The 26,649-nt window shown below is 71.4% G+C and carries 21 protein-coding genes; 9 read left to right on the top strand and 12 right to left on the bottom strand.

What is annotated here, in order from left to right:
• Positions 1 to 29 precede the first annotated feature (29 nt).
• A complete protein-coding gene (locus ACSYGO_RS13985; protein WP_460386794.1) occupies positions 30 to 701 on the bottom strand; it encodes a response regulator transcription factor in 672 nt (223 codons plus the stop codon).
• A gap of 378 nt (positions 702 to 1,079) precedes the next feature.
• Positions 1,080 to 4,079 carry a PAS domain S-box protein gene (locus tag ACSYGO_RS13990; RefSeq protein WP_460386795.1) on the bottom strand — a complete coding sequence of 1,000 codons (3,000 nt, stop codon included), beginning with the start codon at positions 4,077 to 4,079 and terminating at the stop codon, positions 1,080 to 1,082.
• Between the two features lie 449 nt (positions 4,080 to 4,528).
• Here ACSYGO_RS13990 and ACSYGO_RS13995 point away from each other — a divergent pair, with 449 nt between their 5' ends.
• Positions 4,529 to 4,885, top strand: a complete 357-nt coding sequence (locus ACSYGO_RS13995; protein WP_426676024.1) for a response regulator — start codon at positions 4,529 to 4,531, stop codon at positions 4,883 to 4,885.
• A gap of 124 nt (positions 4,886 to 5,009) precedes the next feature.
• Here ACSYGO_RS13995 and ACSYGO_RS14000 read toward each other — a convergent pair whose 3' ends face one another.
• Positions 5,010 to 5,156: a hypothetical protein gene (locus ACSYGO_RS14000; protein WP_345655416.1), complete on the bottom strand. Its 147-nt coding sequence runs from the start codon at positions 5,154 to 5,156 to the stop codon at positions 5,010 to 5,012.
• 236 nt (positions 5,157 to 5,392) lie between these two features.
• Between ACSYGO_RS14000 and ACSYGO_RS14005 the strand changes: the two genes are divergently transcribed.
• Positions 5,393 to 6,340, top strand: a complete 948-nt coding sequence (locus tag ACSYGO_RS14005) for a hypothetical protein (RefSeq protein ID WP_426676023.1) — start codon at positions 5,393 to 5,395, stop codon at positions 6,338 to 6,340.
• Positions 6,341 to 6,358: 18 nt separating this feature from the next.
• On the opposite strand, the gene ACSYGO_RS14010 is transcribed toward ACSYGO_RS14005, so the two are convergent.
• Positions 6,359 to 6,784 (bottom strand): Rieske (2Fe-2S) protein, encoded by a 426-nt coding sequence (locus ACSYGO_RS14010; RefSeq protein ID WP_426676022.1) that lies wholly within the window; start codon positions 6,782 to 6,784, stop codon positions 6,359 to 6,361.
• 326 nt (positions 6,785 to 7,110) lie between these two features.
• Between ACSYGO_RS14010 and ACSYGO_RS14015 the strand changes: the two genes are divergently transcribed.
• Both ACSYGO_RS14015 and ACSYGO_RS14020 read left to right on the top strand, forming a co-directional pair.
• Entirely contained in the window at positions 7,111 to 8,169 is a 1,059-nt protein-coding gene (locus ACSYGO_RS14015; protein WP_426676021.1) for a LacI family DNA-binding transcriptional regulator, read from the top strand.
• Positions 8,166 to 9,077 (top strand): carbohydrate kinase family protein, encoded by a 912-nt coding sequence (locus ACSYGO_RS14020; RefSeq protein ID WP_426676020.1) that lies wholly within the window; start codon positions 8,166 to 8,168, stop codon positions 9,075 to 9,077. Before ACSYGO_RS14015 ends, ACSYGO_RS14020 begins: the two co-directional genes overlap by 4 nt.
• Positions 9,078 to 9,086: 9 nt before the next feature.
• On the opposite strand, the gene ACSYGO_RS14025 is transcribed toward ACSYGO_RS14020, so the two are convergent.
• Positions 9,087 to 9,941, bottom strand: coding sequence for a helix-turn-helix domain-containing protein (locus ACSYGO_RS14025; RefSeq protein WP_460386796.1), 855 nt, complete (start codon positions 9,939 to 9,941; stop codon positions 9,087 to 9,089).
• 100 nt (positions 9,942 to 10,041) lie between these two features.
• Here ACSYGO_RS14025 and ACSYGO_RS14030 point away from each other — a divergent pair, with 100 nt between their 5' ends.
• Positions 10,042 to 10,608: a YceI family protein gene (locus ACSYGO_RS14030; protein ID WP_028805963.1), complete on the top strand. Its 567-nt coding sequence runs from the start codon at positions 10,042 to 10,044 to the stop codon at positions 10,606 to 10,608.
• Between the two features lie 179 nt (positions 10,609 to 10,787).
• On the opposite strand, the gene uvrA is transcribed toward ACSYGO_RS14030, so the two are convergent.
• The gene (gene uvrA / locus ACSYGO_RS14035; protein WP_426676018.1) at positions 10,788 to 13,826 is read right to left on the bottom strand and encodes an excinuclease ABC subunit UvrA; all 3,039 of its coding nucleotides are present in this window, start codon (positions 13,824 to 13,826) and stop codon (positions 10,788 to 10,790) included.
• A 224-nt stretch (positions 13,827 to 14,050) separates the two neighbouring features.
• Here uvrA and ACSYGO_RS14040 point away from each other — a divergent pair, with 224 nt between their 5' ends.
• Positions 14,051 to 14,740 carry a maleylpyruvate isomerase family mycothiol-dependent enzyme gene (locus tag ACSYGO_RS14040; protein WP_435224102.1) on the top strand — a complete coding sequence of 230 codons (690 nt, stop codon included), beginning with the start codon at positions 14,051 to 14,053 and terminating at the stop codon, positions 14,738 to 14,740.
• Between the two features lie 9 nt (positions 14,741 to 14,749).
• Complete coding sequence (locus tag ACSYGO_RS14045; RefSeq protein WP_426676016.1) at positions 14,750 to 15,406, top strand: MBL fold metallo-hydrolase; 657 nt, start codon at positions 14,750 to 14,752, stop codon at positions 15,404 to 15,406.
• Between the two features lie 367 nt (positions 15,407 to 15,773).
• On the opposite strand, the gene aroQ is transcribed toward ACSYGO_RS14045, so the two are convergent.
• Positions 15,774 to 16,247, bottom strand: a complete 474-nt coding sequence (gene aroQ, locus ACSYGO_RS14050; protein ID WP_426676015.1) for a type II 3-dehydroquinate dehydratase — start codon at positions 16,245 to 16,247, stop codon at positions 15,774 to 15,776.
• A 101-nt stretch (positions 16,248 to 16,348) separates the two neighbouring features.
• Between aroQ and ACSYGO_RS14055 the strand changes: the two genes are divergently transcribed.
• Positions 16,349 to 17,395, top strand: a complete 1,047-nt coding sequence (locus ACSYGO_RS14055) for a S66 family peptidase (RefSeq protein ID WP_432189124.1) — start codon at positions 16,349 to 16,351, stop codon at positions 17,393 to 17,395.
• Between the two features lie 119 nt (positions 17,396 to 17,514).
• The gene (locus ACSYGO_RS14060) at positions 17,515 to 18,816 is read left to right on the top strand and encodes an MFS transporter (RefSeq protein WP_432175825.1); all 1,302 of its coding nucleotides are present in this window, start codon (positions 17,515 to 17,517) and stop codon (positions 18,814 to 18,816) included.
• A gap of 31 nt (positions 18,817 to 18,847) precedes the next feature.
• Here the strand turns inward: ACSYGO_RS14060 and ACSYGO_RS14065 are convergent, their stop codons facing one another.
• The 5 genes from ACSYGO_RS14065 to uvrB form a co-directional block, all read right to left on the bottom strand.
• On the bottom strand, positions 18,848 to 19,948 hold the full coding sequence (locus ACSYGO_RS14065; RefSeq protein ID WP_426676012.1) for a calcium:cation antiporter: 1,101 nt from the start codon (positions 19,946 to 19,948) through the stop codon (positions 18,848 to 18,850).
• A 421-nt stretch (positions 19,949 to 20,369) separates the two neighbouring features.
• The gene (locus tag ACSYGO_RS14070) at positions 20,370 to 21,368 is read right to left on the bottom strand and encodes a TerC/Alx family metal homeostasis membrane protein (RefSeq protein WP_359500526.1); all 999 of its coding nucleotides are present in this window, start codon (positions 21,366 to 21,368) and stop codon (positions 20,370 to 20,372) included.
• Positions 21,369 to 21,666: 298 nt separating this feature from the next.
• Positions 21,667 to 23,688 carry a TerD family protein gene (locus ACSYGO_RS14075; protein ID WP_426676011.1) on the bottom strand — a complete coding sequence of 674 codons (2,022 nt, stop codon included), beginning with the start codon at positions 23,686 to 23,688 and terminating at the stop codon, positions 21,667 to 21,669.
• Positions 23,689 to 23,747: 59 nt separating this feature from the next.
• Positions 23,748 to 24,326, bottom strand: coding sequence for a TerD family protein (locus tag ACSYGO_RS14080; protein WP_426676010.1), 579 nt, complete (start codon positions 24,324 to 24,326; stop codon positions 23,748 to 23,750).
• A 159-nt stretch (positions 24,327 to 24,485) separates the two neighbouring features.
• A complete protein-coding gene (gene uvrB, locus ACSYGO_RS14085) occupies positions 24,486 to 26,612 on the bottom strand; it encodes an excinuclease ABC subunit UvrB (RefSeq protein WP_432175827.1) in 2,127 nt (708 codons plus the stop codon).
• Between the last annotated feature and the right edge of the window lie 37 nt (positions 26,613 to 26,649).

Genomic DNA, 26,649 nt, shown 5'->3' on the forward strand with positions numbered 1-26,649 from the left:
GGGTGGCGACGACCGGCACGGCCACCCCGTCAGCGCGACTCCAGGAACGTCAGCACCGCGAGGACCCGGCGGTGGTCGTCGGTGTCCTCCTGAAGCCGCAGCTTGCCCAGGATGCTGCGGACGTGCTTCTCGACCGTGCCCTCGGTGACCCACAGCCGACGGCCGATCCCGGCGTTCGAGCGGCCCTCGGCCATCAGCGACAGAACTTCGCGTTCCCGGGTGCTGAGCAACGACAGCGGATCGTCGCGCCGTCGCGCCGAGAACAGCTCCTGGACCAGCGAGGGGTCCACGACGGAGCCGCCCTTGTGGATCCGGTCGAGCGATTCGGTGAACTCCTCCACGACGGTGATCCGGCTCTTGAGGAGATAGCCGACCTTGTGCCCGCCGGCCAGCAGCTCCAGGGCGTCCTCGACCTCGACGTACGCCGACAGGACCAGGATGCCGGTGGCCGGGTGGCGCTCCCGGATCGTGCGGGCCGCCTTGAGTCCCTCGGTCGAGTGGTCGGGCGGCATCCTGATGTCGACGATCGCCAGGTCGGGCCGCCGGTCGTCCACCAGCTCCAGGAGCCGCGCGGCGTCCCCCGCCTGACCGGCCACCTCGTAACCGGCCCGCTCGCACAGGCTCGCCAGGCCCTCCCTGAGCAGGACGTCGTCGTCGGCGAGCACGATCCGTCCCCGCGCGGGCTGCTGCGCTGCGTCCATGGTCACGGCCCCCTTGCCCGTCCCAGGCCGGACCGCCGGGTCCGACGGGCTGGTGCGGTGCGTTCCCGACAGCGTCCCGGACCAACGGTGTTACGGCTAGCGGGAAGGAGCTCTGGGGGCTGCCCATGACGACACCGGGGTCTTCCGGGGCGATGCTCGTAGCAGTGCCGACGCAACGGCCGGCCGCTCCGGGCGAGGGGCGGCCAGGCGCGCCCGAAGGGCTGCGGGAGATACGCGGCGGACACGGACCGAGGGATGACGGTGGTCGGTCCGTGTCCGCCGGTACGCGCGCGTACTTTCGGTACGTCCGCGGTCCCGCGCCGGTACGCCTCGCTGCCGCAGATCGGCAGGGGCGCGTGGGGGTGGTCCGAGGCCCGGCTATCCAGGGCTCTTTCCCGGCTCCGTGGCGGGGGTGCTCCGTGCGGTGTCCGTGGTCGTCGGGAGCTCCAGGTGCCGCGGGTTCTCGGGCCGCGGGTCCCGCAGCGGCAGTCGGACGGTCACGGTGGTGCCGCTCCCCCGCGGGCTGCCGACCGCGAGCCTGCCGCCGATCGCCTCGACGCGGTCGATCAGACCGATCAGCCCCGAGCCGCCGCCCGGTTCGGCTCCGCCTGTGCCGTCGTCGCGGATGGACACCGCCAGGACGTCGTCGTACGCGTGGGCCTCGACCTGTACGACCGTGGCGTGCGCGTGCTTGACGGCATTGGTGAGGCACTCGGAGGTCACGTAGTAGACGGCGACCTCGGTCCGTTCCGGGAGACGGGCGGCGGGCAGCCGCAGGTCCAGTTCCACCGGGACGGCGGAGCGGCGGGCCAGGGCTCGCAGCGCGGGACCGAGGCCGCCCTGCGAGAGGATCGCCGGGTGGATGCCGCGCGAGATCCGCAGAAGGTCCTCGAAGGCGTCGTCCAGGCCCTTGCCGAGGAGTGCCAACTGTTCGGCGAGCCCGGCGGGCTGGCCGTCCGTCAGGGACTCGGCCATCCGCAGCCCCAGCCGCAGCGTCACCAGTCGCTGCTGCACGCCGTCGTGCAGGTCGCGCTCGATCCGCCGCCGGGAGGCGTCCGCGGCGGCCACCACGCGCGCGCGTGACGCCGTGAGTTGGCCTCTGCTGTCGGCGTTGGCGATCGCGGTGGCGACGAGTTCGGTGAAGTCCGCGAGCCGGTGCTCGGTGCCCGGGGGCAGGGGCTCCGGGCCCGTCGGGGCCGCGACGACGGCACCCCACAGACGGTCGTCCACGACGATCGGCGCACCGACCGAGCGTCCTGCGCGGGCCGCCCGGCGGGTCGAGGCCACGACGCGCGCCACCTCCTCGCCCGCACCGCCCGCACCGCCCGCAGCGCCCGCACCACCTGCACTACCTGCACCGCCCGCACCACCTGCACTACCTGCACCGCCCGCACTACCTGCACCGCCCGCAGCGTCGGCAGCGTCGGCAGCGTCGGCAGCGTCGGCAGCGTCGGCCGGGAGTGGGCCCGGCGCAAGGCCCGTCACGGGTGCCGGGTCCTGCGCCGGGCCCGTACCGCGTGCCGAGCCGAACGCCGGGCCCGTACCGTGTGCCGGGCCCGGTGCGGGCCCCGCCCCCGGTGCCGAGCCGAGTACCGTGGCGGCGCCGTCGGCCCCGTACCTCAGGACGGCGACGGCCCCGGTGCCCAGGACGAGTCCCACCTCGCGCGCGACCGCGGAGAACACCTCGCGCGGCGGATCACCACGGGCGACCAGCGTGGCGACGCGGCGCAGCGCGGCCTGCTCGCGGTCGGCGCGGCGGGTCCGGGTGACGTCGCGGGCGGCGGCGTAGACGAGGCCCTCGCCGGTCACCGGGCGGGCGCTCCACTGCAGCCAGACCTCGGTTCCGTCGTCGCGCACGCAGCGGTTCTCGAACTCGGCGAGCGCGATGCCGTCGGCCAGTCGGTCGAGGGCGGCACGCGTGCGTGCCCGGTCATCAGGGTGGGCGAGGTCCGTCCAGGAGGTGCCGGAGAGCGTCGCGGCGCCGTGGCCCAGAGTCCGCTCGAAGGCCGGGTTCACGCGCTTGAAGCGGCCGTCGGTCCCGCAGATGCACAGCAGGTCGGGGGAGAGGTTGAAGACGCTCGCCAGTTCCCGTTCGGCCCTGCGGCGTCTGCCGTGCCCGGCGGCGAAGGCCGCCATGGTGGCGTTCATGTCGTCGAGCAGCCGGGCCCAGGTCCCGTGGAAGGCCGCGACGTCCGCGCGGTGGCCGAGGCGGTTGTCGTCGATCGCGGTGCTCATGGCACGGACCTCCGCGGTGAGCCGCGTGCTGGTGAGGTGGAGTTCGCGCAGGCTGTCGGCTACGACACCGGTCTCGTCGTGCCCCCGGTAGTGGACCTCGTACGAGAGGTCTCCGTCGGCCAGGGCCCGGGCGCCCCGGGACACCTCGGTCAGCGGCCGCACGACGGAACGGCGCAGTGCCACGGCGGGGACGAGGACGGCGCAGAGAACCCCTGCGAAGAGGGCGAGTTCGCGCTCACTCCGCTCCCGGGCGCCGGCCAGGTCGCGGTCGGTGTCGTCGGCGAGCTCGGCCGCCGCGGCGTGGGCGACCCCGCGCAGGGCGGTGAGCCGGTCGGCCGAGGCCGTCAGCCAGCCGTCCGAGGACGGGAGTTGTGTGCCGGAGTCGGCGGCGTCCACGAGAGCCTCCCGGAACCCGCGCACGGCGCGCCCCGCGGGCTGTTCCAGCGCCGCCGAGAGACGCTCGCGCAGCGGCCCCGAGGCCGCCTGGCGGAAGGCGTGGAGCCGAGCCGCCTCCAGGGCGGGCCAGCCGTCGGCAAGGCCGGTGTACGGGTCCGGGCTCTGCGCGGCGAGCAGGACGCCGAGTCGGGCGCGTTCGCGTTCGGCGGCCTCGACGGCGGCCAGGAGGGCCGTCCAGGCGTCACCGGATCGACGCGAGGCCCCTGCGGGCCGGCCGGAGACCAGGCGGCCGACGGTGTCGAGCAGACGCGTCGCCACGGCCGCGTACCGCTGCTCGGTGCGCAGCGGCGCACCGGCCCCGTCGCCCGGCTCCAGCCGCGCGGTTCGTAGTCGACCGTGCACGAAGTCGAGGGCGCGGAGCATGTCGGGCCGGCCCCCGCGCCGCGCCACGGCGTCCTGCGCGGCGACGTCCTGTGCGGCGGCGAGGGCGCGGTCGGTGGCGTTCCTGGCGGCCGTCCGTTCGGCGGACAGGCCGGCCCCGTCCGGGACCGTCCGTGCGAGGACCTCCGCGAGACGCTCCCGGGCGACCGCTTCGTAGAGCCCTGCCGTGGCGAAGGACACCCGCGTCGCGGACCGGTCCTGCTCCAGAGCGCGTGTCTCGTGCCATCGGGCCAGGGCCGGGACGATCGCGCAGGCGAGCAGCCCGGCGACCGGCAGCAGGACGAGCAGCGTCAGTCTGGTGCCCACCCCCACTCGTGCGAGCAGCGGCGGCCCGGTCCCGCACTCGCGCGTCCGGTGCCGGGTGGGGGCCGTCCCGCGCAGCCCCTGCCGGGTGCGGGCTCCCTCGCACGCCCGGTACCGGGCGCGGGCCTCGCGCGTCCGGCGCCGGGTGCCCGCTCTCATGGCGCACCGGCCGGGTGGGCGGCGATGGGCACCTCACCGGCCGACCGTGCCGTGCCGCCGGCGCGTCGCCGCGCGACGGCGGGCGCGATCCCGTGGTTGTCGCTTCGGAGTGACGTCATCGAGCACCCCCATCCGGCCGACGGGACAGGGCCACTCCAGGGCACGGACATGCTACCGCGCGTGACCCGCCGGACGCTTTGCGTGAACGCGGATCGGCTTTTCCGGCACAGGACTTCAGCACTTTCCGGGTAGCCGGAAGGCGCGCGGGCTCGGCCTGTTGGGAAGCTGTCCGCATGTCCATGCGCTGTCTCCTCGTCGACGACAGCGCCCACTTCCTGGAGGCCGCGTGCGCCCTGCTGGAACGTGGCGGGATGCAGGTCGTCGGTACCGCCTCCACGGGCGCGGAGGCCGTCGCGCGCGCCGGTGAGCTGGTTCCGGACGTCGCGCTGGTCGACATCGACCTCGACGGGGAGAACGGCTTCGAGGTCGCGGGCAGGCTCGCGGTGACCGTCCCCTCCGTCATCCTCATCTCGACGCACGCCCTGGAGGACTTCCAGGAACTCGTCGTGGCCAGCGCGGCCCGCGGCTTCCTCCACAAGTCGGCGCTTTCGGCACGGGCGGTGCGGGAGTTGCTGGGGCGCGCGGACTAGGGCCGGCGGGGACGACGTACATACGGCTGCGGTCTCGGCGAGGTCGACGAAGGGGCCGCCGCGCCCGCGGCGGGAGCGGCCTGGGCGGGAGCAGCCGGGGCGGGGAGCGGCCGGGCACCGCAGATCAGCGGCGCCTCCGGCGCACGGCCCGCACGGCGCTCAGGACGAGGGCGACGAATGCGCCGACGCCCGCGATGACGGACGCGACGACGACCGCCGGGTCGGTGTGTTCCGCGCGCGCGGCCAGCACGCACAGCACGCTGTGGCGCATCGCGATGCTCCCGGGTGGGGGGTGAGGAGTTGAGGAGCGCTCCGGACGCCGCGGTGGAGCATGTTGAGCATCAGGTGTTGTCGCGGCTTGGTCAACACGCTTCAATGCGGGGGAACTCGGGGCGTGAACGGCTGCACTTGCGTGTGAACGGGCTCCCATGCGCCGACCTGGCGACCCTTGCGCCCCACACGAACGGCCTGACCAGCCGTTGTGAACATTCACAGAAAGGCCCCTGCATGCGGCACGGCACACAGCAGGCGGACACCGCCGCGGCGGAACTGGAGACGGCCCTGCGGGGCGGCCCTTTCCACGTCGCGCTCCGCGCCGCCATCACCGCCCGCGGCCTCCCCCTCCAGCGCGTACAGCACCACTTGTCCCGGTACGGGGTCAAGGTGGGGGTGACGAGCCTCAGTTACTGGCAGCAGGGCGCCCGGCGCCCGCAGCGCCCCGAGTCGCTGCGCGCCGTACGCGCCCTGGAGGAGATCCTGCGGCTTCCGGACGAGTCGCTGATCCGGCTGCTCACCGAGGCCGACGAACGGTCCGACCCGGAACGCCCCGCGGGCCGCACCTACCGTTCCCTGGTGGCGGCCTCCAGCGTCCAGGAGCAGCTGCTGGCCGAGCTGGAGTCACCGCTCGACGGCGGTCTGCACACCATCGGCCACCACGAACGCGTACACATCGGCGCGCACCGCGAACTGCTCGGCCGCGAATCGCACCACATAGTGCGGGCCCACAGGGACGGCGTGGACCGCTATGTCGCGATCCACCACGGCGATCCGGGCTGCGTGCCCGAGCGCATGACGGTGCGGGCCCTGGAGAACTGCCGTACGGGGCGGGTGCGCCGGCACCACGACACCGGGTTGCTCGTGGCCGAGCTGCTCTTCGACACACGCCTGCGCGCCGGCGACACGTTCCTCTTCCGCTACGGCTTCGACGACGGCACGGCCGGCGCGTCCACCGAGTACGTGCGCGGGTTCGGCTTCGCGGGCGGGCAGTACGCGCTCCAGGTGCGGTTCGCCGAGGACGCCCTGCCCGTGCGCTGCCACCGCTTCACGCAGCACTCGGCGGCCGCTCCGCGCAGCGGCCGCCAGGAGCTGACGATGAGCGGCCACCACCGTTCGGTGCATCTGGTCGAGCCGCGTGTGCGGTCGGGGATCGTGGGGATCGGCTGGGACTGGGAGTGACCGGAGCCGGGCGCCGGCTCAGGCGTCCGGGCCCGTGACGATCTTCCCGCCCTTGACCTCGACGGACAGTTCGTCGAGCGGCACGGTCGCCGGCGCGTGCAGCACCTCGCCCGTCGCGGCGTCGAACGCGCTGCCGTGGCACGGGCAGGTCAGCGTCGTGCCCTCCAGCTTGTTGATGGGGCACCCGGCATGGGTGCAGATCGTGCTGAACGCCTTCAGTGAACCGTCCTCGGCACGGCTGACCACGACGTTGTGATCGCGGTACAGCTTGGCGCCGCCCTTGGCGATCTCGGCCTCCGCGCCCAGCTCGACCGGCGCGGTCGGTGTCGCGGGGGCCGCGCCGCCCGTGCCGCCGGAGCAGGCGGTCAGGGCGAACCCGGCGACCGGGACTGTCGCGGCTCCCCGCAACACGGTGCGGCGGCTCGCGGACGGACGGCCAGGCATGGCATCTCCACTGGTCGAGGACGTTTCGAAGGACATCGGGCGGCACGGAGCGAGCCGTGTGCGTCCTCGCCTTCGACGCGCGCGAGCGCGCCTGGGCACGCTTCGGGCCGTTTCGGCCGCCTCGACGGACGCGATGCGTCGTTCGTCGACGATACCGGTACCGGTCATTCCGCCCGAGCCGGGGCAGGTCGGAGCCGGAGCCGCGGCGAACGCCGGTACAGGCCTTCGCGTAAACGCTTACGCGCATCCATGCGTAAGCGTTTACGTGCCGCCGTGGATGAGATACGTTCCCCGGCTAGGAACCGGCTACCGGCGAGGGGAACGCCATGGCGACGATGGTCGATGTGGCTCGGCGCGCGGGCGTGTCCATCGCCACCGTCTCGCACGTGCTCAACGCCACGCGCCCCGTGCTGCCCGCGACGCGCCAGGCCGTCCTCGACGCCATCGACGAGCTCGGCTACACACCCAACACCCTGGCCCGTTCACTGGTGACCTCCCGTACGCGGTCCATCGGGCTCGCGGTGTCGGCGATCAGCAACCCGTACTTCACGGAGATCCTCCAGGGCGTCGAGGCCGGCGCCCTCCAGCACGGCTACAGCCTGCTCATCGCCGATCCTCACGACGACCCGGAGCACGAGCGCAAGGTCGTCCAGCTGCTGCACGAACGACGTGTCGACGGCATGATCATCGCGCCCTCGGCAGAGCCGCAGGGGCTGCTGCGTCATCTCGCGCAGCACGAGGTACCCACCGTGTTCCTGGACCGACTCGTCGACTCCCCCGCCGGCTCCCCCTTCCGTTTCGACCAGGTGTGCACGGAGAACACCGAGCCCATGGCGCACCTGGTCACCCACCTCGCCGAGCGGGGGCACCGGCGCATCGCCCTCGTCGCGGGCCTCCCGGGGCTCAGCACCACGACCGAGCGGATCACCGGCTACCGGCACGGCCTCGCACAGGCCGGGCTCTCCCACGACGAACGGCTCGTGGCCCACGGCAACTCCCAGGCGGACGCCGCCGAGGAAGCCACCCTCGGCCTGCTGTCGCTCCCGGCGCCGCCCACCGCGCTCGTCACCGCCAACAACGCGATGACCATCGGCGCCCTGCGAGCCCTGCGCGGCCTGCATCTGTCCGTGCCCGACGACCTGGTGCTGTGCTGCTTCGACGACTTCGCGTGGGCCGACCTGTTCACCCCGCGGCTGACCGCGATCTCCCAGCCCAGCAAGGAGATCGGCGCCCAGGCCGTACGCCTGCTGCTGGACCGGCTGGCGTCCCCCCAGCGGGCGGGCCGCACCCTTCGGCTGCCCTCCTCCTTCGTCCACCGCACCTCGTGCGGCTGCCCCGACAACTCCCCCGAGCCCGAGCACCACAGGAAAGGACCCGAGTCGTGATCGTCGTCGCCGGTGAGGCCCTGATCGATCTGGTACCGCAGGGCGCGGGCGCCCTCGTGGGCCTGCTGCCGCGCCTCGGCGGCGGACCGTACAACACGGCGGTGGCCCTCGGCCGTCTCGGCTCCCCCACCGCCTTCTGCTCCCGCGTCTCGGACGACGCCTTCGGCGAGGCTCTGCTGGGCGGGCTGCGCGAGGCGGACGTCGACGTCTCCCTCGTGCAGCGCGGCGCGGAGCCGACGACGCTCGCCGTCGCGACGATCGGCCCGGACGGCTCGGCGGGATTCTCCTTCTACGTCGAGGGCACGGCGGACCGCCTCTTCTCGGCGGCCGACGGGCTCCCCGACGCCACGAAGGCGGTGTCCTTCGGTACGTGCTCGCTGGTCCTGGAGCCGGGCGCGACCGCCTACGAGGAGTTGATGCGGGCCGCCGCCGCGCGCGGCGTGTTCACCGCGCTCGACCCGAACATCAGGGCCGTGCTCATCCCCGACCCGGACGCCTACCGGGCCCGGTTCAAGAGCTGGCTGCCGTCCGTTTCGCTCCTCAAGCTCTCGCAGGAGGACGCCGAATGGCTCGGCGGGACCCCGCGCGAGTGGCTGGCGTCCGGCCCCGGTGCCGTGGTGATCACCCGCGGCGGCGACGGACTGACCGTGTTCACCCGCGACGGCCGGGAACTCTCCGTGCTCGGCGAACCGGTCGAGGTCGTGGACACCATCGGCGCGGGCGACACGGTGAACGCGGCGCTGCTGCACGGTCTGGCCGCCCGGGACGCCCTGTCACCGGCCGCACTGACGGAACTGGGCCCCGAGGACTGGACCCGGCTGCTGCGCTTCGCGGCCCGCGCCGCGGCGATCACGTGCTCGCGCGCGGGGGCCGAACCGCCGTACGCGTCCGAGCTCGGCGGCGTGTGACGGACGCGCTCAGCCGCCGACCGCCCGCAGCGCGCCCGGCTGCCGCCCGTCGAGCCGGTCGAGTGCGGCGGCCGTGGCCTCGTCCGCGGGCAGGTGCACGACCATGCGGTGACCGTCGTCCGGCAGCGCGAGCGTCTCGTACGACAGCCGCAGCGGTCCGACCTCGGGGTGGGTGACGAGGTCGATCCCGGCCCGGCGGGGCATGGCCGGTACCGCGGCGAGCCGGTCGGCGAAACGGGCTCCCGCCGTGACGGTCAGCTCGTCGGCCAGGGCGGCGACATGGGGGTCCTGGAGGGGCGCCTCGTGCCGCAGGTGCGCGACCTGTGTGTCGGCGACCTGGTCCCAGTCGGCGAAAGCGGTGTGGGCCCGCTCATCGGTGAACACGTACCGGAGGATGTTCGGCTGCCGGCCGTCGAGCATCCCCAGCGGCCCGGTGAGGCGGCGATAGCCGTTGGTGTACGCCAGGATGTCGCCGATCCAGTTCAGGAGGACGGCCGGTGTGGGTTCCAGCCGCTCCAGCATGGCCTGGACGGTGGGACGCACCGCGTGGGTGGGCGCCGCGGCCGTCGAACAGAGGATGGCGTCGTGACCGGACTCCTTGGCGAGCCGGCGCAGCAGGATCCGTTCCGTCACGGGCAGTTGCAGGGCGTCGGAGAGCGCGCCCAGGACCTGGGGCGAGGGGTTGCGGTCGCGGCCCTGTTCGAGACGGATGAGGTACTCGACGCTGATTCCGGCGAGCGTGGCCAGCTCGGCGCGGCGCAGTCCCGGCGTGCGGCGGCGGGGGCCGGCCGGGAGCCCCGCCTGCGCGGGTGTGATCGCTTCACGTCGTGTGCGCAGGAAGGTGCCCAGTTCGTTGTCGCTCACCTGTCGAACGTACAGCGCGCGTGGCCTCGGATCGTGGCCCTGTCACTACCACCATCCGCCCGGCCTCCCTCCTTTCCCTCCGGCCGCGCACGGTGGAGCCATGACTTACGACAACTCCCCTGCCACGCACGCTTCGCTGCCGCTGTCCGCCGGCGACTGGGAGCTCGATCCGCTGCACTCGGCGGTCAACTTCACCATCCGCCACCTCGGGATCGCCAAGGTGCGCGGACGTTTCGCCGATGTGCAGGCCTCGCTCCACGTCGGTGAGACGGCCGACGCCATCAAGGTGGGCGCGGAGATCGCCCTGGCCTCCATCGACACCGGCAACCCCGACCGGGACGCGCACACCCGCTCGGCCGACCTGCTCGACGTCGAGAAGCGGCCGACGATGTCCTTCGCCTCGACGCGGGTCTTCGGTGACGGCGAGGAGTGGTCGATGGAAGGGGACTTGACCATCGGGGGCGTGACCCGGCCGGTGACGCTCGCCGTCGAGTTCGGTGGGGTGGTGGACTCCCCCGCCGACCAGCGCAGGCATGCCGGGTTCGAGGCGACGGGTGAGATCCGGCGCAGTGACTTCGGTCTGGACTTCGGGACCGGTTTCCTCGGTGATGTTGTCAAGGTGCAGTTGGACATGCAGTTCGTCGAGCCGCAGGGACAGGGCGGCTGACTGTTCAACGGGCGGCGCCCCACGGGGAGTTCCCGTGGGGCGCCGTATTTCTGGTGACTTGTCGGACTCGACCGCCGGGCGTCGCGCCTGCGGACGGCCTGCGTTCGCACCGGCGGCGGAAAGGTCTTCCCGCCGCCGGCCGACCGGCCGGGGCCGAGGCCGCGGCCGGTGCCGGCCGGTCAGGCCTGGCGGGCTCGCGTGGTCTTCTTCGCGGGCGTCGCCTTCTTGGCGGCCGTCTTCTTGGTCGCCGAGGCCGCCTTCTTGGTGGCCGTGTTGTTGACCGCCTTCGTGGCCGTCTTCCTCGTCGTGGCCTTGGCCGCCACCGTCTTGGCCGCGGTCTTGCGCACGGCCTTCACGGGAGCGGCGTCGCTGATCCGGTCGGCGCCGAGGATCTCCCGCAGGAACTTGCCGGTGTGGCTGGCCGGGACTCCGGCGACCTGCTCGGGGGTGCCCTCGGCGATCACTAGACCACCGCCGTTGCCCCCCTCGGGGCCCATGTCGACGACCCAGTCGGCGGTCTTGATGACGTCGAGGTTGTGCTCGATGACGATGACCGTGTTGCCCTTGTCCACCAGGCCGGACAGCACGGAGATGAGCTTGCTGATGTCCTCGAAGTGCAGACCGGTGGTCGGCTCGTCGAGCACGTACACCGTACGGCCGGTGGAGCGCTTCTGGAGCTCGCTGGCGAGCTTGACGCGCTGCGCCTCACCGCCGGACAGCGTGGGCGCGGACTGGCCGAGCCGGACATAGCCGAGACCGACGTCGTTCAGCGTCCTGAGGTGGCGGGCGATCGCCGGGACCGCCTCGAAGAAGCCGAGGGCCTCCTCGATCGGCATGTCGAGCACCTCGGAGATCGACTTGCCCTTGTAGTGGACCTCCAGGGTCTCCCGGTTGTAGCGCGCACCGTGGCAGACCTCGCACGGGACGTACACGTCGGGCAGGAAGTTCATCTCGATCTTGATGGTGCCGTCGCCGGAGCAGTTCTCGCAGCGGCCGCCCTTGACGTTGAAGGAGAAGCGGCCGGGCAGATAGCCGCGGACCTTCGCCTCGGTCGTCTCGGCGAACAGCTTGCGAACGTGGTCGAAGACGCCGGTGTACGTCGCCGGGTTGGACCGGGGCGTACGGCCGATGGGCGACTGGTCGACGTGCACGACCTTGTCGACGAGGTCGTCGCCGTCCACGCGCGTGTGCCGCCCGGGGACGTTCCTCGCGCCGTTGAGCTCGCGGGCGAGGTGCGTGTAGAGGATGTCGTTGACCAGGGTGGACTTGCCGGAGCCCGAGACGCCGGTGACGGCCGTGAGGACGCCCAGCGGGAAGGACACGTCGATGTCCCGGAGGTTGTTCTCCCGGGCGCCGTGCACCGTGAGCCTGCGGCTCGGGTCGGTGGGGCGGCGGATGTCCGGGGTCGCGATCTCCTTCTTGCGCGACAGGTACTGGCCGGTCATCGACTCGGCGTTGGCGAGGAGCTCCTTCAAGGGGCCGCTGTGCACGACCTTGCCGCCGTGCTCGCCCGCGCCGGGGCCGATGTCGACGACCCAGTCGGCGACCTTGATGGTGTCCTCGTCGTGCTCGACGACGATGAGCGTGTTGCCCATGTCGCGGAGCCGGACCAGCGTCTCGATCAGCCGGTGGTTGTCCCGCTGGTGCAGACCGATGGAGGGCTCGTCGAGGACGTAGAGGACGCCGACGAGTCCGGAGCCGATCTGGGTGGCCAGCCTGATGCGCTGGGCCTCGCCGCCGGAGAGGGTGCCGGCCGCGCGGTTCAGCGACAGGTAGTCGAGGCCCACGTCGACCAGGAAGCGCAGCCGTTCGTTGACCTCCTTCAGGACGCGTTCGGCGATCTTCTTGTCGCGGGCGTTGAGCTTCAGCTCGCCGAGGAAGTCCGCGCAGTCGCTGATGGACATCGCGGAGACCTCCGCGATCGACTTGTCCATCACGGTGACCGCGAGGACGAGCGGCTTCAGTCGCGTGCCCTCACAGGTGGGGCACGGCACCTCGCGCATGTAGCCCTCGAAGCGCTCGCGGCTGGCGTCGCTCTCGGCCTCGCTGTGCCGCCGCTTCACGAAGGGGACGGCCCCTTCGAAGGGCGTGGTGTAGACCCGCTCGCGTCCGTACCGGTTGCGGTAGCGGACCTCGATCTGCGTCTTGTGCCCGTAGAGCAGGGCCTTTTTGGCGCGCTGCGGGAGTCCCGCGAACGGGATGTCGGTGCGGAAGCCCAGGGCGTCCGCGAGGGCTCCGACGAGGCGCCCGAAGTAGTCCTTGGTGTGTCCGTGCGACCAGGGGTGGATGGCGCCCTCGTCGAGGGACTTCTCCTCGTCCGGGACGATCAGCTCGGGGTCGACCTCCATGCGCGTACCGATGCCGGTGCACTCGGGGCAGGCGCCGAAGGGCGAGTTGAAGGAGAAGGAGCGGGGCTCCAGCTCCTCGAAGGACAGGTCGTCGTACGGGCAGTACAGGTGCTCCGAGTACATGCGCTCGCGGTCGGGGTCGTCCTCGGCGAGGTCGACGAAGTCCAGCACGACCATGCCGCCGGACAGACCGAGGGCCGTCTCGACGGAGTCGGTGAGGCGGCGCTTGGCGGAGTCCTTCACCGTGAGTCGGTCGACGACCACCTCGATGGTGTGCTTCTCCTGCTTCTTGAGCACGGGCGGCTCGGTGAGCTGGATCGTCTCGCCGTCGACCCTGGCCCGGCTGTACCCCTTGGTCTGGAGATCGGCGAAGAGGTCGACGAACTCTCCCTTGCGCTCGCGCACCAGCGGCGACAGGACCTGGAAGCGGCTCCCCTCCGGCAGCTCCAGGACCTTGTCGACGATGGCCTGCGGCGACTGACGCGCGATGGGGCGGCCGCACTCGGGACAGTGCGGCTTGCCGATACGCGCGAACAGCAGACGTAGGTAGTCGTAGACCTCGGTGATCGTGCCGACCGTCGAGCGCGGGTTGCGCGAGGTCGACTTCTGGTCGATCGAGACCGCCGGGGAGAGGCCCTCGATGAAGTCGACGTCCGGCTTGTCCATCTGACCGAGGAACTGCCGGGCGTACGACGAGAGCGACTCGACATAGCGGCGCTGGCCCTCGGCGAAGATCGTGTCGAAGGCGAGGGAGGACTTGCCCGACCCCGACAGGCCCGTGAAGACGATGAGCGAGTCGCGCGGGAGGTCGAGCGAGACATTCTTCAGGTTGTGCTCGCGCGCTCCACGGACGATGAGACGGTCGGCCACGCCGGTCCGCACCTTTCTTGAGAGAAGTGACAGGGGCCGAGGCCCCGGTCTTTCTCAGACTAGGGGGAGCCACTGACAGCGCCGGTCGGTATTCGCTGGTTCACAACAATCCCGGGCCCTCCAGCATGCCCGACGCCGCATCCGAGCTTATAGCACGCACATTCGATTTGCGGGGGCGGTCGACCACCTTCACCCGAAGGAGTGGCGGGACTAGGGTCGACCTCATGATTGATCATGTGCGCGACCTGGCGTCTGTACGTGACGCGACGGAACGACTGCTCACCGCAGCCACCAAACTGGACAACGCTTCCGCGGCCGAGCCGTCACGGCTGCCCGGCTGGAGCCGTGGCCACGTGCTCGCCCACCTCGCCCGCAACGCGGACGCTCTGGTGAACGTCCTCGAAGGACGCCCCATGTACGCCTCCGGCGACGCGCGCGACGCCGACATCGAACGGGACGCGCCACGGCCCGTGGACGCGCAGCTCGCCGACGTGCGGGCGAGCGCGGCCCGCTTCCAGGACGCGGGGGCCGTTCCCGCGGACTGGTCGCGCACGGTGGAGCTGCGCAACGGGGTCACCGACACAGCGGCCCGGGTTCCGTTCCGGCGGTGGATCGAGGTCGAGCTGCACCACGTGGACCTGGGGATCGGCTACGAGCTCGAAGACCTCCCCGAAGATTTCGTGGCACGGGAGATCGCGTTCCTCACCGACCGCTTCCGCGGCCACCCCGAGGTGCCGGCCACCCGCCTCACCGACGGCACGCGCGCGTGGAGCACGGGACGTGCCGCGCAGGGCGACCCCGGTATCACGGTGACCGGTGCGGCGCCCGCGCTGCTCGGCTGGCTGGCGGGACGCCGTGACGGCGCCGGACTGACCGTCGGCGGCGGCGCGCTTCCCACCCTCCCCCCGCTATAGGCTGCCGCCATGACGTACAGCGGAGCGGTGAAGGTCGGCGGCCCTGCCGATGTGCATGAGCTGCGGGACCTGATGATCTCCAAGATCGCGGTCGGCCCGATGGACAACAACGCCTATCTGCTGCGCTGCCGGGCCACCGACGAGCAGCTCCTGATCGACGCGGCGAACGACGCCTCGGCGCTGATCGGTCTGATCGGTGACGACGGCATCGCGTCCGTCGTCACCACCCACCAGCACGGCGACCACTGGCAGGCACTGGCCGAGGTCGTGGCGGCCACGGGCGCGCGTACCTACGCGGGCCGGGACGACGTCGACGGCATCCCGGTGCCGACCGACGTCCCCGTCGACGACGGCGACACGATCCGGGTGGGACATGTCGAGCTGACCGCGCGCCATCTGGTGGGACACACGCCGGGCTCGATCGCGCTCGTCTACGACGACCCGCACGGGCACCCCCATGTGTTCACGGGCGACTGCCTGTTCCCGGGCGGTGTGGGCAACACGCGCAAGGATCCGAAGGCGTTCGCGAGTCTCATCCACGACGTCGAGACCAAGATCTTCGACGCGCTGCCGGACGAGACCTGGGTCTACCCCGGTCATGGCAACGACACGACGCTGGGCGCGGAGCGGCCCCATCTGCCGGAGTGGCACGCGCGCGGCTGGTGAGTCACGCGCCGGGCCGTTGCATGACCCGAAGTCTGCGGCCGGGACCCCGGGCGCGATGCCGCCGAGTCTGCCGAGCCGCCGGGCGACCCGCGGGTCGATGCTCTCCACGCACGGGGCGCGCGCACTGAACACGCGCCCCGTGTGAACCGAGCGCACGCGCCGGTGTCACGCGTGCGCTCCCGGCGCCGTCACTGGTGCAGTCCACTGGAGCCAGCCCCGCGCGGGATGACGGCTCCGGCGCGGAACGGGCCGCCGGCCTTCGATCCCCGCCCTCGGCCGGCGGCCCCGGCACACTCGGGTGACCGTACGCGGGTTCGTGCGCACCCCACGTCCTCGGCGTGCTCCGCCTCCGACGCCCGCTGCCGGTTCAGGCGTCCGCCTTCCCCGTCCCGGCCAGCGCCGCCACCCGCTCCACCGCGAAGGCGTACCCCTGCACACCGCAGCCGGCGATGACCCCGTCGGCGCGCAGCGATACGTACGAGTGGTGCCGGAACTGTTCGCGCTGGTGGATGTTGGAGATGTGGACCTCCACCACCGGAAGGCCGTCACAGGTGTTGAGCGCATCCAGGATCGCCACGGAAGTGTGCGAGTAGGCAGCGGGGTTGATCACGATCCCGGCGTGATCGAGGCGGGCCTCGTGGATCCAGTCGACCAACTCGCCCTCGTGGTTGGACTGCCGGAAGTCCACCGTGCCGCCGTGCACGGCCGCCGCCTTCGCGCACAGCGCTTCCACGTCCGCGAGGGTGTCGGACCCGTAGATCTCCGGCTGGCGCTGCCCGAGGAGGTTCAGGTTGGGCCCGTTGAGGATCATGATCGGGGCGTTGGCGAGGGTGCGGGGCACGGTTCCTCCGGTCCTTCCAGGTTGACGGCCCGTCGAGGACCGCTGCTCGGACCCGGTTTATCACGGTGCGACGAAGCGGCGACGGCCCGTACCCTCCGGTCATGACGACGCCCCGTTATCCCCCCAAGCCCTCGCCCGGCGACCGCGTCGCCGTGCTCTCTCCCTCCGCGGGCCTGCCGGAACTCTTCCCGCGCCCCTACGAGCTGGGCCTGGAGCGACTGCGCACGGAGTACGGCCTGGAACCGGTCGAGTACCCGACCACCCGCAAGATGGGGGCGACGCCGCAGCAGCGCGCCGACGACATCCACGCGGCGTTCGCGGATCCGGCGGTCAAGGCCGTGGTCTCGTCCATCGGCGGTGCGGACCAGATCACCGTGCTGCCGCTGCTGGACCGGGAGTTGATCCGCGCGAATCCGAAGCCCTTCTTCGGATACAGCGACAACACCAACCTGCTCGCGTACTTGTGGAACGCCGGAATCGTCGGCTACCACGGCGGGAGCGTGATGTGCGAGCTCGGCCGTCCGGCCGCGATGCACCCGCTGACCGCGGAGTCGCTCCGCGCCGCGCTGTTCACCTCGGGAACGTACGAATTGCGTCCCACCGACCGGTTCGGCGACGTCAACGGCCCCTGGGAAGACCCCGCGACGTTCGAGTCCGAACCCGCGTCGGAGCCGGGCGGCGGCTGGACGTGGCACCGCCCGGACCGGATCGTCGAGGGCCGCTCCTGGGGCGGCAACATCGAGATCCTCTCCTGGCTGCTGATGGCCGACCGGGAGATCGCCCGCGATCCCGCCGTGTACGAGGGTCATGTGCTGTTCCTGGAGACCTCGGAAGACATGCCGAAGGCGGACGACGTCTTCTGGATCCTGCGCAGCATGGGCGAGCGCGGTCTGCTGCGCCGCTTCCCGGCGCTGCTGATGGGCCGTGCGAAGGCCTGGTCGTTCGAGCACCCCAACGATGCCGACGCCAAGGCCCGTTACACGCGGGAGCAGCGCGAGGCGGTGCTGCGGGCCGTCGACCAGTACGCGCCCGACACGATGGTCGTCTTCGACGTGGACCTCGGGCACACCGATCCGCAGATCGTCATCCCCTACGGGGGCACGGTCCGGGTGGACGGCCCGGCCCGGCGCATCACCGTGACGTACTGACACGGGCGCACGACGATCGCGACCGGGCCGGCCGCCGTGCGCCGGACGCGTAGGCCGGCACCGAGGAGAGCACCCGCACGCCCCCGTAACCGCCCGTCACCCTGGGTAGTTGACGCGGCATGCACGACGTACGCACCGTAAGGGCGCCCTCCATGCTGCGGCTCGCGGCCGCCTCCCTCGCCGGGACCGCAATCGAGTTCTACGACTTCTTCGTGTACGGGACGGCGGCCGCTCTGGTCCTCGGGCCGCTGTTCTTCCCGACGTTCTCACCGCTGGCGGGGACGCTGGCGGCCTTCGCGACGTTCGGTGTCGGGTTCGTCGCCCGCCCGCTCGGCTCGGTGCTCTTCGGGCATCTCGGGGACCGGCGCGGGCGGCGTCCCGTCCTGGTCGCCTCACTGCTGCTGACCGGTACGGCCACCGTCGCCGTGGGCTGTGTGCCGACGTACGAGCACATCGGCGTGACCGCTCCGGTGCTCCTTCTCGTGCTGCGTTTCCTCCAGGGCCTGGGCCTGGGCGGCGAGTGGGGCGGGGCAGTGCTGCTGACCGCCGAGCACGCGCCCGCCGAGCGGCGAGGACTGTGGTCGAGCTTCCCGCAGGTCGGCCCGTCGCTGGGGTTCGTGCTGGCCAACGGCGTGATGCTGGCGCTCTCGGCGACGCTGTCCGACGCGCAGTTCGCCGCGTGGGGGTGGCGGGTGCCGTTCTGGGCCGCGGGCGTGCTCGCGGCGGCGGGACTGTGGCTGCGCGGTTCGCTGGCGGAGAGCCCGCAGTTCCTGGAGATGCGGGACCACGCGCGCGTGCCGCTCGCCGAGGTGGTGCGCGACCACTGGCGGCTGGTGCTGCTGACGGCCGGCGGACTCGCGGTCGGCTACGCCGTGTTCTACGCGGTGACGACGTGGGCGCTCGCGTACGGCGTCGAGCGACTGGGCGTGAGCCGTACCGTCATGCTGACCTGCATCATGGCCGCGGTGGTGGTCAAGGGCTGTCTGACACCGGTGATGGCCCTGCTCGGCGACCGGTTCGGGCGGCGTCCCCTGTGTCTGGTGGGCTGCACGGTCGCCGCGCTGTGGATGTTCCCCATGGTCGCCCTGCTGTCGACCGGTGAACCGTTGCTGATGTTCGCCGGCTTCCTGGTGGCCCTGATCGCGTTCATCACGATGTTCGCCGTCATCGCCGCGTATCTGCCGGAGTTGTACGAGCCCCGCGTGCGGTGCACGGGCGCCGCCGTGGGCTACAACCTGGGCGGGGTTCTCGGTGGCGCGCTCACACCCGTCGTGGCGACCGCGGTGGCGAGCGGACCGGGTGTCCCCTGGGGCGTGGCCGCGTATCTGACCGGGATCGCGCTGCTCAGCCTGGGATGTTTCGCGCTGCTCCCGGAGACGCGGTCGGTGCCACGCCTCGCGGTCGTGCAGGCGGCCGACTGAGGGGGCGGGTGCCGTCCCTGGTGCGAGCCGCTCAGGGGTTGACCGCGAGTTCCAGATAGGCCGCGAACAGAACCAGGTGGACACCGCCCTGGAGCGGGGTCGCGCGGCCCGGAACCACGGTCAGGGAGCTCACCACCACGGTGAGCGCGAGCAGCACCATGTGTGTGGCGCCGAGGCCGAGGACGAGCGGTCCGGACAGCCAGATGGACGCGAGGGCGACGGCGGGAATGGTCAGTCCGATGCTGGCCATCGCGGAGCCGAGAGCGAGGTTCAGGCTGGTCTGCACGCGGTCGCGGCGGGCCGACCGGAGTGCGGCGATGGTCTCGGGCAGCAGGACCAGCAGGGCGATGATCACACCGACCACGGCGGCCGGCATGCCGGCCGCCTCCACCCCGGACTCGATGGTCGGCGACACGCCCTTGGCGAGTCCGACCACACCGACGAGGGCCAGGGCCAGCAGTCCGAGGCTGAGCGCCGCGGTACGGCCCGACGGGGCGTCCGCGTGGGCGTCCGCGTGGATGACCTCGCCCTGCCGGGTGATCGGCAGGAAGTAGTCGCGGTGCCGCACGGTCTGGGTCGTGACGAACAGGCCGTAGAGGACGAGCGAGGACAGGGCGGCGAAGGTGAGCTGGGCCGAGGAGAATTCGGGGCCCGGCTTGCTGGTGGTGAACGTCGGCAGGACGAGGCTGAGCGTGGCGAGCGTCGCGACGGTGGCGAGGGCCGCTCCGGTGCCTTCGGCGTTGAAGACGGCGAGCCCATGGCGCAGGGAGGCGACGAGCAGACAGAGACCGACGATGCCGTTGCAGGTGATCATCACTGCCGCGAACACCGTGTCGCGGGCCAGCGTCGCGCTCTTGTCGCCGCCGTCCGCCATCAGGGTGACGATCAGGGCCACTTCGATGATGGTGACGGCGACGGCGAGCACCAGGGACCCGAAGGGTTCGCCGACCCGGTGGGCCACCACCTCGGCGTGGTGGACGGCTGCCAGCACGGCCCCGGCGAGCACCAGCGTCACCAGGACCACCACCGCGCCGGGCACGTCGCGTCCCCAGGTGAAGACCAGCAGGACCACCGCGAGCAGGGGCACGATGGCCGTCCACTGCGTGAGGGGTGACCGGAGCCGATCGATCATGCTGCGATCGTCGCAGCCCTTCGCGGGGCCCGCACTCCGGTCTCCCGGTGCCCGCGCCTCTGCCATGGAGGACGATTCGCTTCCGGGATCGGCCGCCAGGTCGGCTCGGTCGTGTCCCGTGTCTCGCATCAGTCATCTCCCGTGTGTCGCGTTCGATGGGCGGACGGCGGGCCGGTGGGCCTTCGGGTCGTCGGCGTGCCGTCCTGTTCGGTGTCGTGGGGTGTGTTCGGGGCTCCGTGGGGTCGGTGCGCTCGCGGCCGTGGCCGGCGTGCCTGGTCGACGTCATGGGTGTGCTCCTCCGGACGGGTCGGGAGGAGCGGATGTCAGGGCGGTCCGTCGCTGTGCCCGGACATGCTCCGGGAGCGGTGGTCGGCTCCTCGCCGCACGCCGCTCCCGGAGGCTGTTCGCGCAGTCGACGCCGTCAGACGTCGACGCTCTTCGGGCTCTTGTCCCCGGCGCTCTCCTCCTCGTCGCGCGCCGCCTGCTTCCTGGAGGCCATCAGGCTGGTGATCGTGGTGACCACCAGGACCGCGCAGATCACGCCGAGAGAGACCGGGATGGAGATCTCGGGGACGTGGACGCCGGACTCGTGCAGCGCGTGCAGGACGAGCTTGACGCCGATGAAGCCGAGGATGACCGACAGCCCGTAGCTCAGGTGGACCAGCTTCTTGAGCAGCCCGCCGATGAGGAAGTACAGCTGTCGCAGACCCATCAGCGCGAACGCGTTCGCCGTGAACACGATGTACGGGTCCTGGGTGAGGCCGAAGATCGCGGGGATCGAGTCGAGGGCGAAGAGCACGTCGGTGGTGCCGATCGCCAGCATGACGACGAGCATCGGCGTCATGACGCGCTTGCCGTTCTGCTGGATCCACAGCTTGGTGCCGTGGTACCGGTCGGCCACGCCGAAGCGTCGCTCGGCCGCCTTCAGCAGGCGGTTCTCCTCGAACTCCTCGTCCTCCTCCTCGGCCCTGGCCTCCTGGATCAGCTTCCAGGCGGTGTAGATGAGGAACGCGCCGAAGATGTAGAAGACCCAGGCGAAGCTCGCGAGGATCGCGGCACCCGCGGCGATGAATATCGCGCGCAGGACGAGGGCGATGAGCACACCGACGAGGAGCACCCGCTGCTGGTACTGCGAGGGCACCGCGAACTTCGCCATGATCAGCACGAAGACGAAGAGGTTGTCGACGCTCAGCGACTTCTCGGTGATGAAGCCGGCGAAGAACTCTCCGGCGGGCTGGCCACCGGAGAAGACGAGCAGGCCGAGTCCGAAGAGGCCGGCCAGGGCGATCCAGACGATCGTCCAGATTCCGGCTTCCTTGATCGACACGTCGTGCGGTTTACGGCCGATGAAGAAATCGACCGCGATGAGGGCGGCGAGGCCCACGATCGTCAGGACCCACAGGGTCAGGGAAACATCCACTGCGCCTCCGGCAGTACGTAACGGCAGGTCTCAGCGTCGTCGCTGCCGGAGGTCTCTTCCACCCGGGACGGCCGGGGCGCGTGATGCGCCCGGTGTACGCGGGCCGACGCCCCGGGATCTGGCCTGATCCGTATTGACGGGCACGTCGCCATAGGTAGGGAGTACTCCCCTCCGTACGAACGAGAGTACCCAACCACCAAGGAAAGGTAAAGCGATTGGTAAAAGAAGAGCCAAATCCCCAGGTCAGAGGGGCTTTACTGTTACTTGGCACACTCCAGGCGCTCGGCCCCGCGCATGCTCATCGGTTCCACGGACGCCGGGCCGCGGCCACCTGGGCCAGCACCTGCTGGAGCACCTGACTGCCCGGCGGGACGAGCGTCGGCTCGTACGTCCAGGCGTGCCCGACCCAGGGGTCGGCGAGGTGGTCGTCGGCCACCGGCGTGAGCCGCAGCAGCGAACGCCAGAGCGGGTCGAGCAGCGGCCCGTAGGCAGCGGCCTCCTCCCGGTCGGCGACCATCATCAGGTGCACCCCGACGGCCGGGCCCTCGTCCGCGAGATAGCGCAGCTGGGTCACGGCACGGTCGTCGAACCCGTGCGGGAAGTCATTGACGATCAGCAACTGCTCGGCGGTGTCGAACCCCGGCGGCAGCGAGTCGGACGCTCCGCCGCGGATCGCCATCTGCACCAGGTCGACGCGCTGGGTGAGCCGGGCCAGGACCTCGGAGACCCCGGCGGCGCCGACAGCGGGCGGCACGTCGAGCACCCCGGACTGCGTCAGCGGTGCGAGGGAGGACGCTCCGGAACCGGCCGGGTCGATGACGTGCACCGTGAACTCGCCGGCCGGATACACGGCGAGCAGCCGCGCGGCGTGAGCGACGGCCGTGTCCATCGCCAGGCGGCGCAGCTCGTCGGCGTCGGCGAGGCCGCCGTCCGCGGAGGTGCGGCCACTGTCGATCCACAGGCCGCGCTCCAGCGGCAGCCGCAGCAGCATCGGGATGCTCAGGCGTTCGCTCTCGGGCAGGCTGAGATCGCCCAGACGCAGGGCCATGGGGATCTCCATCGGTACCCGGTAGCCGTGCCAGACAGGGTTGTCCCAGCGTGCGTACGCCGGGGGGAGCGCGGGCTCGACGACCTCGGACTCGGCGACGAGCTGGGCGAGGTCCCGGTCGAGCGCCTCGCGGGCCTGGTCGACGAGCTGGGCGTGCCTGGCGCGCGCCGCCTCACGGGCCGCGTCGCCCTGGCCGCCGATCCGGCTGCGCGGGTCAGACAGCACCTGGTCGAGTTCCTTCTCCATACGGGAGTCGGCGAAGTCGACAGCGCTGCGGTAGGCGGCGGTGGTGCGGGCGAGGTCCTCGAACATGCCCCACACCTGGTTGTAGAGCCGCTCGTCCATGGACCAGCCGGTCGCGTCGCCCGCGACGGGCTGGGCGGGGCGGCCGGGCTCGGCCGGTGGCGCGGTCGGCGGAGGAGGGGGCGGCGCCGCGGTCTGCCGGCCGGGGTGGGTGTAGTTGATCCCGCCGCCGGCGGAGGCGGACGGCTGGGTGACGGCGGAGGGGTCGGGCGGTGTGGTGCCGCCCGGGTAGCCCTGCCCCGGCGTCGCACCCCCCTGCGGACCGGGGGTGTCGTACGGGGACTGCGGTGGCGTGACGGTCCCCGGGGCGCCCTGCGGTCCTGGGTACGGCTGGTCGGCGCCGGGCGCCGAACTGGCCGCCTGCCGCGACCGGTCCACGTCCGCCGTACGCGGCGGGGGCGCGGCGACCGAGCGGGCCATTCCGCGCGCCACCGCTTCATTGATGCTTCCGGCGAGCTGCTGGGCCTCGGGAAGGCCCTGGTCGGCGAGGAGTTCGGCGAGGCCGCCCGCGTACCCCTGGCCGACCGCGCGTACCTTCCAGGCGCCCTGCCTGCGGTAGAGCTCCAGGGCGACGACGGCGGACTCGGCGTCCAGGCCGGTGACGGTGTAGCTGGCGACCTCCGCGCCGTCGAGGCCGGTGACCGCGACGAAGGGGGCGGCGACGGCGCCGAACCGGACCGGGCCGCCGACTCCGGACGGCAGTGCGAGGAGCACACTGACCCGGTGCACGTGCTCCGGCAGGGCGTCGAGGTCGAACGCCAGGCGGTGATCGGCCGCCGCCTGCCTGGAGACCTCCAGCCCCGGCAGTGTGGGCGCGCCCGGGTGGGCCACCCACTCGACGCCGCGGATCTTGCCCTGCTCGTCGCTGAGCGTGGCCCCGGCCACGACCGGTTTACCGGCCGAGATCCGGACCTCGAGACGGACCTGGGAGAGCGGGTGGTTCTGCCCCCGGACCAGCTCGGCCGTCATCGCCTTGTCCCCCTGTGTCGCTATGTCGCTGTATCGCTTCGTGCGGTGTGGGCGCGTGCCTACAGGTGCGGCAGGATCGCCGGCATCAGGTCCTGGAACGTGCGGCCGTTGGCCGGCGTGCCGAGGGCCGTCATCTGCCAGCCGGCTCCGGCACGGTGCACCTTCGCCATGATCTGGGCCGTGTACTGCCCGCCGCCCGCGAGCGTGTAGCGGGCGAGCTCCTGGCCGTTGGTCTCGTCGACCAGACGGCAGAACGCGTTCTGCACTTCCTGGAAGGTCTGGCCCGTGAAGGAGTTCACAGTGAAGATGATCTGGTCGATGTGGACCGGGACGCGCTGCAGGTCGACGAGGATCGACTCGTCGTCGCCGCCCTGGCCCGCGCCGCCGACCAGGTTGTCACCCGTGTGCCGTACGGAGCCGTCGTCGCTGACGAGGTGACGGAAGAACACCACGTCGACGGGCTGCTTGTCCGCGAACAGCACGGCGGACGCGTCAAGGTCGATCTCCCGGGTGCGCGAGCCGAACAGACCGCGCCTCGGAGCGGCCTGCCAGCCGAGGCCCATGCGCACCGCGGTCAGCGTGCCCCCGTCGTTCTTCTGCAGACTGATGGCCTGACCCTTGGTCATGTTGACCGTCACGCGCTGTTCCCCTCTCGAACTGTCCCCTGTTGCCGCGGAGTCCGCGGATGACCAGAACACTACGCAGGGGCACCGACAGCACCGAACCCTGGGGCGCACTTTGTGTCGGTCTTGCAACACAGTGCGCATGTCCCGAGGTCCGGCGCCTCGGCGGGAGCGTCAGGCCAGGCCCGCTTCCTTCATCTGCCGCAGCTCCTTCTTCATCTCGGAGACCTCGTCGCGCAGCCGGGCCGCGATCTCGAACTGGAGGTCGGCGGCCGCGGCACGCATCCGCTCCGTCAGCTCCTCGATCTGCTCGGTCAGTTCCGCCGCGGGCCGGTCCGTGGGCACCGTCTCCTTGGCCTTGCCCTTGGCCGCCTTGCCGGCCTTTCCGAGCGCGGGGACCGGGGCCTTGGCTCCCTTGCCGTCCTTCGACTTGCGGTAGCCCGAGCCGAGCAGCTGCTCCGTGTCGACGTCCTCGCGGGCGATCTGCGCCACGATGTCGTTGATCTTCTTGCGGAGGGGCTGCGGGTCGATGCCCCTCTCCTTGTTGTAGGCGATCTGCTTCTCCCGGCGACGGTTGGTCTCGTCGATGGCCTTCTCCATCGCCGGGGTGATCTTGTCGGCGTACATGTGGACCTGACCGGACACGTTGCGCGCCGCGCGGCCGATCGTCTGGATCAGTGAGGTGCCGGAGCGCAGGAAGCCCTCCTTGTCGGCGTCGAGGATCGCCACGAGGGAGACCTCGGGCAGGTCGAGCCCCTCACGGAGCAGGTTGATGCCGACGAGGACGTCGAACTCTCCCGCGCGCAGCTCGCGCAGCAACTCGACACGGCGCAGGGTGTCGACATCGCTGTGCAGATAGCGCACCTGGATGCCGAGCTCCAGGAAGTAGTCGGTGAGGTCCTCGGCCATCTTCTTGGTGAGCGTGGTGACCAGGACGCGCTCGTCCTTCTCGACACGCGTGCGGATCTCGTGCACCAGGTCGTCGATCTGCCCTTCGGTGGGCTTGACCACGACCTCCGGGTCGACGAGGCCGGTGGGCCGGATGATCTGCTCGACCTGGCCGTCCGAACGGGAGAGCTCGTACTGCCCCGGGGTCGCCGAGAGGTACACCGTCTGCCCGATGCGCTCCTGGAACTCCTCCCACTTCAGGGGGCGGTTGTCCAGGGCCGACGGAAGCCGGAAACCGTGGTCCACGAGCGTGCGCTTGCGGGAGGCGTCGCCCTCGTACATGGCACCGATCTGGGGCACGGTCACATGCGACTCGTCGATGACGAGCAGGAAATCGTCCGGGAAGTAGTCCAGCAGCGTGTTGGGCGGGGAGCCGGGCTCACGGCCGTCGAAGTGCATCGAGTAGTTCTCCACACCGGAGCAGGAGCCGATCTGGCGGAGCATCTCGATGTCGTACGTGGTGCGCATCCGCAGGCGCTGGGCCTCCAGGAGCTTGCCCTGCTTCTCCAGCTCGGCGAGGCGCTCCTCCAGCTCCTTCTCGATGTCGTTGACCGCGCGCTCCATGCGCTCGGGGCCCGCCACGTAGTGCGAGGCGGGGAACACGTAGAGCTGGTCGTCGTCGCTGATGACCTCGCCGGTGAGCGGGTGCAGCGTGGACAGGGCCTCGATCTCGTCGCCGAACATCTCGATGCGGACCGCGAGCTCCTCGTACACGGGGAAGATCTCGATGGTGTCGCCGCGGACCCGGAAGGTGCCCCGGGCGAACGCCACGTCATTGCGCGTGTACTGGATGTCGACGAAGCGGCGCAGCAGGTCGTCCCGGTCGATCTCGTCGCCGACCTTGAGCGCGACCATGCGGTCCACGTACTCCTGCGGCGTACCGAGGCCGTAGATGCAGGAGACCGAGGCGACCACGACGACGTCACGGCGGGTCAGCAGCGAGTTGGTCGCGGAGTGGCGCAGGCGCTCCACCTCCTCGTTGATCGAGGAGTCCTTCTCGATGTAGGTGTCCGACTGCGGGACGTACGCCTCGGGCTGGTAGTAGTCGTAGTACGAGACGAAGTACTCGACCGCGTTGTTCGGGAGGAGTTCGCGGAACTCGTTCGCCAGCTGGGCGGCCAGGGTCTTGTTCGGAGCCATCACCAGGGTGGGGCGCTGGAGCTTCTCGATCATCCAGGCCGTGGTGGCGGACTTGCCCGTGCCGGTCGCGCCCAAGAGGACGACGTCCTTCTCGCCTGTGCTGATGCGCTTCTCCAGCTCGGCGATGGCGGCGGGCTGGTCGCCATTGGGCTGGAAGGGGCTGACGACCTCGAAGGGCGCCACCGAACGTTCGATCTTGGATACGGGCCGCATGGAATCCACCGTACGACCCCGCACTGACAACGGGGCC

Source organism: Streptomyces krungchingensis, assembly GCF_054729265.1.

Bases quoted from the DNA above. Each gene is read 5' to 3' on its own strand.
- ACSYGO_RS13985 (WP_460386794.1), bottom strand. From the start codon at position 701: ATGGACGCAGCGCAGCAGCCCGCGCGGGGACGGATCGTGCTCGCCGAC.
- ACSYGO_RS13995 (WP_426676024.1), top strand. From the start codon at position 4,529: ATGTCCATGCGCTGTCTCCTCGTCGACGACAGCGCCCACTTCCTGGAG.
- ACSYGO_RS14000 (WP_345655416.1), bottom strand. From the start codon at position 5,156: ATGCGCCACAGCGTGCTGTGCGTGCTGGCCGCGCGCGCGGAACACACC.
- ACSYGO_RS14005 (WP_426676023.1), top strand. From the start codon at position 5,393: ATGCGGCACGGCACACAGCAGGCGGACACCGCCGCGGCGGAACTGGAG.
- ACSYGO_RS14010 (WP_426676022.1), bottom strand. From the start codon at position 6,784: ATGCCTGGCCGTCCGTCCGCGAGCCGCCGCACCGTGTTGCGGGGAGCC.
- ACSYGO_RS14015 (WP_426676021.1), top strand. From the start codon at position 7,111: ATGGCGACGATGGTCGATGTGGCTCGGCGCGCGGGCGTGTCCATCGCC.
- ACSYGO_RS14030 (WP_028805963.1), top strand. From the start codon at position 10,042: ATGACTTACGACAACTCCCCTGCCACGCACGCTTCGCTGCCGCTGTCC.
- ACSYGO_RS14040 (WP_435224102.1), top strand. From the start codon at position 14,051: ATGATTGATCATGTGCGCGACCTGGCGTCTGTACGTGACGCGACGGAA.
- ACSYGO_RS14045 (WP_426676016.1), top strand. From the start codon at position 14,750: ATGACGTACAGCGGAGCGGTGAAGGTCGGCGGCCCTGCCGATGTGCAT.
- ACSYGO_RS14055 (WP_432189124.1), top strand. From the start codon at position 16,349: ATGACGACGCCCCGTTATCCCCCCAAGCCCTCGCCCGGCGACCGCGTC.
- ACSYGO_RS14060 (WP_432175825.1), top strand. From the start codon at position 17,515: ATGCACGACGTACGCACCGTAAGGGCGCCCTCCATGCTGCGGCTCGCG.
- ACSYGO_RS14065 (WP_426676012.1), bottom strand. From the start codon at position 19,948: ATGATCGATCGGCTCCGGTCACCCCTCACGCAGTGGACGGCCATCGTG.
- ACSYGO_RS14075 (WP_426676011.1), bottom strand. From the start codon at position 23,688: ATGACGGCCGAGCTGGTCCGGGGGCAGAACCACCCGCTCTCCCAGGTC.
- uvrB (WP_432175827.1), bottom strand. From the start codon at position 26,612: ATGCGGCCCGTATCCAAGATCGAACGTTCGGTGGCGCCCTTCGAGGTC.